This window comes from Roseiarcus fermentans, from assembly GCF_003315135.1.
In the GTDB taxonomy this organism is placed as follows: domain Bacteria; phylum Pseudomonadota; class Alphaproteobacteria; order Rhizobiales; family Beijerinckiaceae; genus Roseiarcus; species Roseiarcus fermentans.
In genome coordinates, this window is the sequence record NZ_QNRK01000021.1 from 1 (window position 1) to 12,131 (window position 12,131).

6 protein-coding genes are annotated in these 12,131 nt (G+C 72.5%); 1 reads left to right on the plus strand and 5 read right to left on the minus strand.

Annotation, left to right across the window (positions count from 1 at the left end; translation table 11 throughout):
* Nucleotides 1-231: 231 nt before the first annotated feature.
* The 4 genes from DFR50_RS18110 to DFR50_RS18125 all read right to left on the minus strand — a co-directional run bounded on the left by DFR50_RS18110 (nt 232) and on the right by DFR50_RS18125 (nt 2,665).
* Entirely contained in the window at nt 232-477 is a 246-nt protein-coding gene (locus tag DFR50_RS18110) for a hypothetical protein (RefSeq protein WP_113890674.1), read from the minus strand.
* A 245-nt stretch (nt 478-722) separates the two neighbouring features.
* Nucleotides 723-1,760, minus strand: a complete 1,038-nt coding sequence (locus DFR50_RS18115; RefSeq protein ID WP_113890675.1) for an NAD(P)/FAD-dependent oxidoreductase — start codon at nt 1,758-1,760, stop codon at nt 723-725.
* 12 nt (nt 1,761-1,772) lie between these two features.
* A complete protein-coding gene (locus DFR50_RS18120) occupies nt 1,773-2,093 on the minus strand; it encodes a 2Fe-2S iron-sulfur cluster-binding protein (RefSeq protein ID WP_113890676.1) in 321 nt (106 codons plus the stop codon).
* A gap of 194 nt (nt 2,094-2,287) precedes the next feature.
* Nucleotides 2,288-2,665: an Hpt domain-containing protein gene (locus DFR50_RS18125; protein WP_113890677.1), complete on the minus strand. Its 378-nt coding sequence runs from the start codon at nt 2,663-2,665 to the stop codon at nt 2,288-2,290.
* Between the two features lie 311 nt (nt 2,666-2,976).
* Here DFR50_RS18125 and DFR50_RS18130 point away from each other — a divergent pair, with 311 nt between their 5' ends.
* Complete coding sequence (locus tag DFR50_RS18130; protein ID WP_170153271.1) at nt 2,977-11,835, plus strand: apolipoprotein A-IV repeat region-like domain-containing protein; 8,859 nt, start codon at nt 2,977-2,979, stop codon at nt 11,833-11,835.
* Between the two features lie 76 nt (nt 11,836-11,911).
* Here the strand turns inward: DFR50_RS18130 and DFR50_RS33475 are convergent, their stop codons facing one another.
* Nucleotides 11,912-12,064: a hypothetical protein gene (locus DFR50_RS33475; RefSeq protein WP_245427933.1), complete on the minus strand. Its 153-nt coding sequence runs from the start codon at nt 12,062-12,064 to the stop codon at nt 11,912-11,914.
* Between the last annotated feature and the right edge of the window lie 67 nt (nt 12,065-12,131).

Here is a 12,131-nt window from a genome sequence, read left to right on the forward strand (position 1 = left end):
CTTCGCCTCGCCCACATGCCCACAGGAGAACAAAACCAGAAGAAGCGGACATTTGATGTGCTACCAATACCGGACAACTTAATTCGCTATCGACACGAAGCAGGCCGCGCCCTGCCCCGCCCCGGCTTCGGTCGAGTCCGCTGTCGGCGTATCAGCGTGCGCGCCGCGTCGGCGGCGACGAGGAAAGAGCGGAAGCTTCGAACGCCGGTGCGCGGCGCCCCCGCCGCCTGGTCACGCCGGGCCCGCGAGCGCGGCGCGCCGCTCAATCATAGCGCCAGACCTTGGTTCCGTCCCGGTCGCTGCGGGTTCGGCCCCCTGCTCGAGCGGCGGCGAGGCGTGGATTTTCCAGGGCGAAGTCGGGTCGGCGCGCTCGCCGAAAACCGTCTCGCCGGTGTCCCAATTCACGCAGACGGTCCTGTCTTGCGCCCTGGCGAACAGGCACACCGCCCGCTTCGACCCCTTGAAGACGCGGGTCAAGGAGATGAACGACCCATCCGGCGCCCGCGGTCGAGCACGGTCTCGACCCCGCCATGCGCTTCAGCCCGGGCGATCAGCGCCTGCCAACGCTTGTCCTTGTCCGGCGTCCCCGCGAACGCCGACCCGACGCCGCCGCGACCGCGAGCAGGATCAGCAATCCCTCGCGCACGGCGGCCTCCTCTCCGGGTCTTGAAGAACCCACCGGGCCCCCGAGACCAGCGCTCGGCAACTCGCCCTGCGCCCCGTCAGCTCACCCCGAGCTTCCTCTGCAAATTGGTCGACGAGGTCGTGTACTGGAACACCAGCTTCTTGTCGGGATAGACGTAGTGGTGCGCCTTCTGCGCCGCCAGCGCCGCCTCGTGGAAGCCGCACAGGATCAGCTTGAGCTTTCCGGGATAGGTGTTGATGTCGCCGACGGCGAAGATCCCGGGGGTGCTGGTCTCGAACCGCGCGGTGTCGGTCGGGATCAGGTTCTCATGCAGGTTCAGCCCCCATTCGCCGATCGGGCCGAGCTTCATCGTCAGGCCGAAGAACGGCAGCATGTCGTCGCACGGCAGATCGACGGTCTCGCCGCTCTCCTTGCGCACGACGAGCGCCGCAAGCTGCCCGCCCTCGCCCTTCACCGAGGTCACCTGCCCGAGCACGAAGTCGAGCTGGCCGCTCTCGACCAGCGCGTGCATGGCGTTCACCGAGTGGGGCGCGGCGCGGAAGGCGGCGCGACGGTGGATGAGGGTGATCCGGCTCGCGATCGGATGCAGGTTGAGCGCCCAGTCGAGCGCCGAATCGCCGCCGCCGACGATCACCACGCGGCGGCCGCGGAAATGATCCATCTTGCGGACGGAATAGAACACGCTCGTGTTTTCGAAGGCGTCGAGCCCCGGAATCGGCGGTTTCTTCGGCATGAACGATCCGCCCCCGGCGGCGACGATCACCACCTTGGCCTCGATCGCCTTGCCGGCGTCGGTATGGACCCGGAACAGCGGCCGTTCGGCGGTCCCGAGCGTCTCGAGCCGCTCCACCATCTCGCCGAGATGGAAGGTCGGGCCGAACGGATGCGCCTGCTTCATCAGGTTGTCGACCAGTTCCTGGCCGTTGATGACCGGATAGCCCGGGACGTCGTAGATCGGCTTCTCGGGATAGAGTTCGGCGCACTGGCCGCCGGGCTTCGACAGAATGTCGATCAGGTGGCACTTCATGTCGAGCAGCCCCAGCTCGAACACCGAGAACAGCCCGACCGGGCCGGCGCCCACGATCGCGACGTCGGTCGCAAAAACCTCGCTCATCAGCTCAAACCCTCAACCCTGTTTCGCCGGCGTCGTCACGACGAGGCCGTCCAGCTCCGGGCTCACCTTGATCTGGCACGAGAGCCGCGAACTCGGCCGGACCTCGAAGGCGAAGTCCAGCATGTCCTCTTCCATCTGCGACGGCGAGCCGACCTTCTCGGTCCATTCGTCGGAGACGTAGACGTGGCAGGTCGCGCAGGCGCAAGCGCCGCCGCACTCCGCCTCGATGCCCGGAATCGAATTGCGCAACGCCGTCTCCATCACCGTGGAGCCGTCCTGGCCGTCGACGGTCCGCGGCTCGCCGGTGGCGTCAATGAAGGTGATTTTTGTCATCGGGCCGATGGAATCCTCGAATCGCGAAGCGCGCCGGGGGACGGCGCGGCCCCTCGACGGGGCGGGAGCCTTCATAATGCAAGCGCCCCGACGCCGAAAGCCCGCGCTTGGCCGCCGTCGGCGCGTAGGCGTTGCGACCGCGCGCCGCGCCGCGCGGCCGCCAAAGGCAGGCAATATCTCGCCTTTTCATAAGCTTACGGCGTCAGGCGATCGATCGCCGCGACCGCCTGCGCGACCGCCCGCGCGAGATTTTCGATCGCCTGCGACATTTCGACGATCGGCGCGCCGTCCCTCCCGCCCGGTCCCGCGAGGATTTCCGCCGCCCGCGCGACCGCGAACGCGCCGACCGCGAGCGCCGCGCCGCGCAGCCGGTGCGCGATTTCGGCGCCCGCCGACGGGGACTCCTCCGTCAGTCGCGCCGCGAGCGCCGGCGCCTCGATCCGGAACAACGCCAACAGCTCGCGCATCAGGGCCTCGTCGTCCAGGCACTGCCGCCGAAGGTGGTCGAGATCGAGCGGGACGGCCGACGTCGCGGGCGCGTCGCCCGGGCCGGGGGTTGTCGTCGCGGGCATTCCCCTGTCCCTCCGGTTTTCGGGCGCGCCCGTCGGGGTTGTCCACACGCCGAGGGCCGCGCGCGTCCGGCCCGACCCGGGCCGGCTTTCGTAAACCACGCTCGAATAGTTTGAAAAGATATGGCAAATGAACCGTTAACGACGTTTGAAGGATGACGCTGCAGCGCAGTTTTCATATATGGCGCCCGGCGTTAGACTGTGACGTGGTTAATGCGTGCGTTTCCGCTGGCGTTCGAAGCCTGGCCAGAGGGAAAGCGTTGGCGCGTCAGTCGTCCGGTTGCGGTCGACGCCGATTGAGCGAGGCGGTCACTATGGCAAGGCAGAACCCGGCGACGGACCCTGTTTCGGCGGCGATGTCCGCGATCGAGAGCGCTCTCAATCTGACGGACGACGAGGCGCCGGAGTCCGCCGCGCCGGCCCAGCCGGCCGCCGCCAAGCCCGACGCGGCGAAAGCCAAGCCGCCGGCGCCCATTCTCAAGCCGGGCGCGCAGCCCGCCGAATCGGCGCCGCTGCTGCGGCCGTCGGCCGCTCCCGCGCAGGCGCATGCCGCGGAGGCGGAGGCCAGACCGACGATCGACGCCACGCCCCCCGCCAACGACGACCGCGAGACGGTCGGGGCGATTCTCCAGGCGCTGAACGCGCCGCGCGAGAGCCGGACGCCGACCGTGATCGCGATCCTCGCCGCGCTCGTCTGGGCGGGCGTGTGCGGACTCTACGCTTATCAGCACGTCTGGCCGCGGGCCGCCTCCGCTCCGCTCGCCGAGACCCTCGTCCGCCCCGAGACGCCCCTGCTGCTTCTCGCGGCGCTGGGACCGATCTTCTTCATCTTCGCCTTCGCGGCGCTGGCGCGCCGCATGCGCGAACTGCGCCGGTCGGCGCGGGCGATTTCCCAGGTCGCGGTGCGCCTCGCCGAGCCGGAGACGTCGGCGGGCGAACACGTCGCGACCCTGTCGCAGGCGATCCGCCGCGAGCTCACCTCGATGGGCGACGGCGTCGAGCGCGCGCTCGCCCGGGCGTCGGAGCTCGAGACGCGGGTGAAGGCCGAGGTGTCGACGCTCGAGCGCTCCTATTCCGACAACGAGCGCAAGATCCGTTCGCTGATCGCCGAGATGGCCGATCAGCGCGAGGCGATCGTGGCGAGCGGCTCCCGCGTGCGCGACGCCATCGCCAACGCGCACGGCGGCATCTCGGGAGAGCTGAACACCGCGGCGGATCGCCTGACGGAGCGGCTCAACGAATCCGGCCAGCGGCTCGCCGCGGCGCTCGGCTCGACCTCGCAGGAGATCGCGGTCTCGATGGACCGCACCGGCTCGGCCGCCGTGGAACGGATCGTGGCGGAAGGGGCGCAGCTCGCCGTGTCGATCGCCGGGGTCGGCGACACCATCGCGGCGCGTCTGGGCGAGACCGGCCGGCGCACCGCGGAAGACATCGTCGCCCGCGTCGGAGACATCGACGGCCGGGTGAAGGCCGCGGGGGAAACCCTGGTCGCCGGGATGGACGCGCGCAGGGACGACCTGCTCGCGCGCATCAACGCCTCCCAGACTGCGCTCGTCGACGCGATCGGCGCGCACGGTGACCGGACGGTCGCGCGAATCGCCGAGACTTCGGAACGGGCGCGCGACGCGGTCGGCGGCTACGCCGACGAGTTCGTGGACCGCATCGCGGAGAGCAGCGGGCGCGCCACCGAGGCCATCCGAAGCCATGGCGAAACGACCGCGGACCGACTCGCCGACGCGGCGGCTTCGGTCGCGGCGGCGCTCGGCGAGCACTCCGACGAGCTCGTCGACCGTCTGCGCGCGAGCGGCAGCGACGTCGTCGAAGCCCTGCGCGCGAGCGGCGGCGGCGTGACGGAGCAACTGGCGCAGACGGCGGACGAGGCCCGCGCCGCGATCGGGGCCCACGCCGACGAAGTGGTCGGCCGCATCGCCGCGACCAGCGCCCAGGCGATCGATGCGCTCGCCGGCAATGGCGACCGCGTGACCGCGCGCTTCATCGAGGCGACCGACGGCCTCTCGAGCGCCGCCTCGACCCACGCCGACGCGATCGTCGGCCGCATCGCCGCGACCAGCGCCCAGGCGATCGACGCGCTCGCCGGCAATGGCGACCGCGTGACCGCGCGCTTCGTCGAGGCGACCGAGGGCCTCTCGAACGCCGCCTCGACTCACGCCGACGCGATCGTCGGCCGCATCGCCGCGACCAGCGCCCAGGCGATCGACGCGCTCGCCGGCAATGGCGACAAGGTGGCCGCGCGCTTCGTCGAGGCGACCGACAGCCTGTCCGGCGCGGCGGCGGCTCACGCCGACGAGATCGTCGGCCGCATCGCCGCGACCAGCGCCCAGGCGATCGACGCGCTCGTCGGCAGCGGCGACCAGGTGGCCGCCCGCTTCGCCGAGGCGACCGACAGCCTATCCAGCGCCGCGGCGACTCACGCCGACGAAATCGTCGGCCGCATCGCCGCGACCGGGGACGACGCCCTTCAGGCGATCCGCGACCATGTCGAAACCGTCTCGGCGCGGCTCGCCGACACCACCGCGTCGATGTCGGTGGCTCTCAGCGTCGGCGCGGACGAGGTGGTCGACCGGATCACGTCCACCACCGCGCAGGCGGTCGACGCGGTCCGGAGTCGGCAGGGGGATCTCGCCGCCCAGATGATCGAATCCTCCCTCGCCCTGTCGGGCGCGTTCGGGGCGCACGCGGAGGACGTCGTCGGGCGCCTCTCCGACAGCAGCGAGCAGGTCGTCGAGGCCATCCGCTCCCACGGCGACGCGGTGGCGGCGCAACTCGCCGACGCCGCCGACCGGACGAAGGACGCGGTCGGCGTCCACGCCGATACGGTCGTCGCCCGGATCTTCGCCAGCAACGACCACCTGCTCGATTCCATTCGCGCCCACGGCGAGACCGTGGCGGGCCGGCTCGCCGACGCCGCCGACCTGGCGACATCCGCCGTCAGCGCCCACATCGACGCCGTCGCCGGCCGGATCGATTCGAGCGGCGCCGTCGCCGTGGAAGCGCTGCGCGCCCACGGCGACGCGGTCGCCTCGCGCCTCGGCGAGGCCGCCGACGCGGTGCGCGCGCAGGGAGACTCCGTCTCGGGCAGTCTCGCCGAAGCCTCCGCGCTCATGCGCCGGGCGATTGACGGCCACGCCAGCGAGATCGTCGGGCGCATCAGCGCGACGGGGGCCGAGACGGTGGCGGCGCTACGCGCCCAGAGCGAGGCGTCGGCCGACCTTCTCGGCAGCGCGACTGCAGCCCTGTCGCGCGACTTCGGCGAACGCGCGCAAGCGCTGATCGACCGGGTCGACGACACCCATATCCGCCTCAGCGACACCGTGTCGGTGCACGGAGAGGCTCTGGTCGACAAGCTCTCCTTCGTCTCGGAGCGCCTCCACCAGACGGTGGTCGAGCGGGGCGAGGCGCTCGGCGACCGGATCGACGGCTCGAGCCGGCGGTTCGCCGCCCTGCTCGAGGAACGCGCCGAGACCACGGCGTCGGCGCTCGACCAGGCGGCCGGGCGCTGGACGGAGCGGTTCGACGCCCGCGAAGCCGAACTGCGCGGGGCGATCGATCGTCAGACCGCGGTCGTGGAGACGCTGGTCGACGAATCGACCCGGCGGATGGCGGAGGCGATTTCCGCTCAGGGCGTCACGACGCAGTCGCAGATCGAGACGGTCGCCGAGACCTCGCTCGCCCGTTTCGACTCGGAGGCGTCCCGCGTCAACGAGCGTTTCCGCGCGCTCTCCAGCGAGGCGGCGGCCACCGTCGCGCTCGGAGCGGGCGGCATCCACGACTCCCTGAAGGAGCAAGTGGCGTCGTTCGACGCCATCGTCAGCCAGAACGGCGGACGGCTGGTCGAGGCGCTGTCGGATCAGACCGGGCGCATGCGCGAATATCTCGACGCGCTCGACAATCTGGTGGGCGAGAGCGGACACAGCGTGGTGGACCGGATCGCCGCCCACTCGGGCGAACTGAACGGCCAGATCGCCGGTCACATCCAGTCGATCGACTCCACCCTCCGGGCCCGGCGGGAAGACTTCGACCAGCGCTTCAGCGCCCACCTCGAGGATCTTTCGGCGCGGTCGGCCCAGCGTCTCGGGCAGTTCGAGACCGTCTCGACGGCGCACTACAATTCGGTCGACGACGCCCTCGCCTCGCACGCCCGCCGTATCGAATCCTCGCTCGGCGACGGCCTGAATCGGTTCGAGAGCGCGATCGACGGGCGCGGCCGCGAGCTTCTCACCCGGGTCGGCGACCGTTCCGAGGCGCTGGCGAACGACCTCGCCGCGAAGCTCGCGTCCATCGAGACGACGCTGGTCGAGCGCGGCGGCGCATTCGACGAGCAGCTCGGCCGTCGCAACGAAGAGACGGCGGCCTTGTTCGACAGCCGCCTCCAGGTTCTCGACGAGCGCGCCGCCGCCAGGCTGCGCGAGGTCGCCGGTTCGATCGAAACCCTGATCGGCCGCATCGACGACGGCCTCGCCCAGCGCGGCCGCGCCGTGGCGGAGACGCTCGCCCGCAACACGCTGGAAACGGCGAAGGCGCTCGGCGAGGGCGGACGGGAGCTCGTTCAGAGCCTGCACGCCAAATCGGCCGAAATCGACGAGACCCTGCAGAGGCGCGTCGGCGAGTTGACCGAGAACCTGTCCGGCCTCGCCGCGACGGTCAACGCCACCCTGACCGGTCGCGTCGACGAAGTGTCGCGCTCGCTCGGAACCAGCGTCGCGCGCTTCCGGGACGAGGTCGTCGAGCCGTTGCAGGACGTCGGCCAGCGGTTCGACGCCAATCGCGCCGACCTCGAGGCCCGGGTCGGCGAACACGCGCAGAAGGTCGCGGAATTGTTCGATACCCACCGCGCGGACCTCGGCGCGGCGCTGGACGGCCATCGCGCCTCGGTCGACGTCGTGTTCGACCGTCACCGAGGCCTCATCGGAGAGGCGGCGCGGCGAAACGAGGAATCGCTCAACGCCCGCCTCGCGGCGCTGGCGCAGGCGGCCGACGAGGGCGCGCGCGTCATCGACGCGAAGCTCGGCGACCTCGCAGAGGCGGCCGACCGCAGCGCCGGCGCGATCGACGGCCGGCTCGCGGCGCGGATCGAAGCGATGACCAGCGCGCTGGCGCGGACCGCCGCCGACGCCGACGCGGGCTTCGCCGCGCGCAGCGGCGAGCTCGCGACCGCGATCGGAACCCGCGTCGAAGAGCTTCAGCGCGTCATCGACGGACGCGGGACCGAGCTGGTGACGGCGCTCGCCGAGAAGGCGGACGACGTTTCCGGCCAGATCGCCGGCGCCGGCGCCCGCGCCGTGCAGACGCTCGAGCGTGTCGCGATCGCGCTCGGCGACCGTGGACGCGACGTGTCGAAGGAGATCGAGGAGTCCGGCCGCCGGGCGGCGGAGACCCTCGAGCAAGCGTCGGGCGCCGCCGCCGGCCAGGGCCTCGTCGTGTCCGGCCAGATCGCCAGCGCGGCGGAGCTGGCCCTGCGCGCGCTGGACCAGCTGTCGGCCGAGTTCGGCGAGCGCGGGCAGTCGGTGTCCGGCCAGATCGCCGAGGTCGGCGATCGCGCCGCCCGTTCGCTCGAGCAGGTCGTCGCGGCGCTCGGCGAGCGCGGCGACGATGTGTCGAACCGCATTTCCACGGCGGGCGAGCGCGCGGCGCAGTCGCTCGACCTCGTCGCCGCGACGCTGGGCGACCGCACACAAGGCCTTTCCAGCGAGATCGTGTCGGCGGGCGAGCGCGCGGCCCGCTCGCTCGAGCAGGTGGTGGCGGCGCTCGGCGAACGCGGCGAGGACGTGTCCAGCCGCATCTCCGCCGTCGGAGCGCTGACGTCGCAGTCGCTCGACCAGGTCGTCGCGGCGCTGGGCGAGCGCGGCGAGGACGTGTCGAGCCGCATTTCCGCCGCCGGAGCGCTGGCGTCGCGGTCGCTCGACCAGGTCGTCGCGGCGCTCGGCGAGCGCGGCGAGGACGTGTCCAGCCGCATTTCCGCCGCTGGAGCACTGGCGTCGCAGTCGCTCGACCGCGTCGCCGCGACGCTCGGCGACCGCGCCCAGGGCCTTTCCAGCGAGATCGTGTCGGCGGGCGAGCGCGCCGCCCGCTCGCTCGACGAGGTCGTCGCGGCGCTCGGCGAGCGCGGCGAGGACGTGTCCAGCCGCATTTCCACCGCCGGAGAGCTGGCGTCGCAGTCGCTCGACCTCGTCGCCGCGACGCTCGGCGACCGCGCCCAGGGCCTCTCCAGCGAGATCGTGTCGGCGGGCGAGCGCGCCGCCCACTCGCTCGAGCGGGTCGTCGCGGCGCTCGGCGAGCGCGGCGAGGACGTGTCGAGCCGCATTTCCGCCGCCGGAGCGCTGGCGGCGCAGTCGCTCGATCAGGTCGCCTCGACGCTGGGCAGCCGCACCCAGGACCTTTCCAGCGAGATCGTCGTGGCGGGCGAGCGCGCGGCGCAATCGCTCGACCGGGTTCTCGGCGCGCTCGGCGAACGCGGACAGGACGTGTCGACCCAGATCGCGGTCGCCGGCGAGCGCGCGGCCCAGTCGCTCGACGAGGCCGCCGCGGCCTTCGCCTCGCGCAGCCAGGGCCTTTCCAGCGCGATCGCCATCACCGGGGAGCAGGCGGCGCAGGCCCTGGAACAGGTCGTCGCCACGCTCGGCGACCGCAGCCGGGGCCTTTCGGGCGAGATCGTGTCGGCGGGCGAGCGGGCGGCGCAATCGCTCGACCGGGTCGCAGCCCAGCTCGGCGAGCGCGGCCAGGACGTGTCGAACCAGATCGCCGTCGCGGGAGACCGCGCGGCCTATTCGCTCGAACAGGCCGCCACCGCGTTCGCCTTGCGCGGCCAGAGCCTGTCGGGCGAGATCGCGGTGGTGGGCGAGCACGCGGCGCAGGCGCTGCAGCAGGTCGTCGCGACGCTCGGGGATCGCGGCCAGGGCGTCTCGGGCGAAATCGTGGCGGCGGGCGAGCGCGCGGCGCAGGCGCTCGACCAGGTCATGGCCGCCCTCGCCGGCCGCGGCGAGGACGTGTCCAGCCTGATCTCGGTCGCCGGCGAGCGGGCGGCGCAATCGCTCGACCAGGCGGCCGCGGCGTTCTTCTCGCGCAGCCAGGGCGTGTCGGGCGAGATCGTGGTCGCCGGCGAACAGGCGGCGCAAGCGCTCGATCAGGTCGTCGGAGCGCTCGGCGGCCGCGGCCAGCAGGTGTCCAGCCAGATCGCGCTGGCGGGCGAGCGGGCGGCGGAGGCGCTCGACCGCGTGGTGGCCGCGCTCGGCGACCGCGGCGAGGGCGTCTCCAGCCAGATCGCCGAAGTCGGCGAGCGGACGGTCCACGCCCTCGACCAGCAGATGGCCGGGCTCGCGACGTTGCTCACCCGTCGCGCCGACGATCTCATCGCCGCGGTCAACGGCGCGGCGGCCGATCCGGTGCGCGCGCTCGGCGCGCTCGCGGGCCAGGTGCGGGCGGAAGTGCTCGCCTCGAGCGAGGCTCTGCGCAGCGTGGCGGAGGAGACCGCGCAGCGTTCGAGCGAAACGATCGAGGGCCTCCTGAAGCGGATGACCGAGCAGGTCGAAGCCTCGGGCGCCGCGCTGCGCAACGCCGTCTCGGTCAGCGCCGATCTGTCGGTCGATTCCCTCTCGGGCACCGGCGACCGGCTGCGCGACGAGCTGACCGACGTCCTCGCCAATCTCGGCCGGACCAGCGCGGCGATCGACGAGAGCGTCGCCGAAGCCGGGCAGCGGCTGACGGCCGTCCAGGGCGGCCTCGCCGCCCGGGTCGAAGAGTTCCAGCGCGCGCTCGGCGGGATCGCCTCCCAGGTGGCGACGCTCGGGCGTCTCAGCTCGACCACCCAGGCCGACGCCGGGACGCTCGCAAGGCAGCTCGCCGACCAGGTCGAGCAGCTCACCGCCACGGCGGAGGAACTCACGGCGCAGCAGCAGACAGTCGACGCCGCCTTCCAGGCGCGGCAGAGCGGCATCCAGAAGCTGCTCGGTGAACTTTCGGAGCGGAGTTCGGCGTTCGACGCGGTGCTGGAACGGTTCGCGACCACCGTCGAGGACAGCTTCGGCCGCGCCCAGGCGCGGGCCCAGGAGATCAGCCAGACGCTCGCCTCCGCGTCGCGCGGGGCGTCGGTCGCGGTCGCGGGACAGTTCGAGTCGATCCGCGACGCCGCCGCCAAGGAGCGCGAGAAGACCACGCAGAGCCTGCAGGCGGCGATCGAGCAGACCAACGCTCACCTGTCGGAGGCGCTCGACCAGTCGGCCGAGCGGTTCCGCAAGTCGGTGGCGGAGGTCAAGGAGATGGCGAGCCAGGTTCAGCGCGAGCTCGACGCGACCCGGCAGGAGCTGCGCCGCGGCGTGCTCGAACTGCCGCAGGAGACGACCGAGACGGCCGAGGCGATGCGTCGCGTGGTGTCCGACCAGATCCGCGCGCTCAAGGAGCTGGCCTCGCTGGTCAGCGAGTCCGGCGTCGACTTCGACGTCGCCGAGCCCGCGGCGCAGGTCGCGACGCAGGCGGTGGCGGTGTCGGGCGGCTCGTCGCGCTACGCGACGCAGAGCGTGTCGCGCGCGGTCGAGGCCCACCAGCCGCGGCGCGTCGAACCCGCCCCGCCCCGCGAGGCCGTCGTCGCCCGCGCCGGCGAACCGATCGCGGCCCCGCAGGTCGAGCCGATCATCATCCCGCCCGCGCCCGCCGCGGCGCCGGAGCCGTCGGCCAGTCGCGGCCTCGGCCTCGGCGGCGGCTGGCCGGCGCCGCACGCGCCGCAGCCCGCGCCGTCGAGCGACCGGTCGCAATCGGGCTGGCTGTCGAGCCTGCTGGCGGCGGCTTCGCGCGACGAGCCGCCCGCCCCGCCGGCGCACGCGCCGGAGACGCTGGAGGACCTGACGCAGAGCATCGCCGGTCTCGTCGACGGCCCCGCCGCCGCCGACGCCTGGGACCGCTGGCGCCGCGGCGACGCCTCCGCGGTGTCGCGCCGCCTCTACACCGAGGCGGGCCAGCAGGCCTTCGACGAGATCCGCCGCCGCTATCACAGCGACCAGCAGTTCCGCGAGACCGTCAACCGCTACGTCCTGGAGTTCGAACGGCTGCTGACCAAGGTCGGGCAGAACGACCGCGACGGGTCGCAGTGGCGGACCTACCTCCTGTCGAACACGGGCAAGGTCTACACCATCCTGGCCCACGCTTCGGGCCGGCTGGGCTGACGCGGAGGCGGCCGGCCGTCTCGGCCGTTCCGGCGGAGACGGGTCGGACGGCGCCCGGAGCCCGGCGGCGGTCGGCTCACGCGAGCAGCGCTGCGACGTCGATCGCGAGGTCGGGCGCGCGCGCCGGGGCAAGCCGCCCGGCTGCGGGTCTGTCGCGGTCCCGGTAGGCGTCGCCGTCCGGAGTCCGGTAGACCTCGACGGCGAGGCCCGGAAGGTCGACGATCCACACTTCTGGGGCGCTGAAGCGGGCATAGAGGGCGAGTTGGTCGTTGAAGCGGTCGAGACGCAGAGGCGTC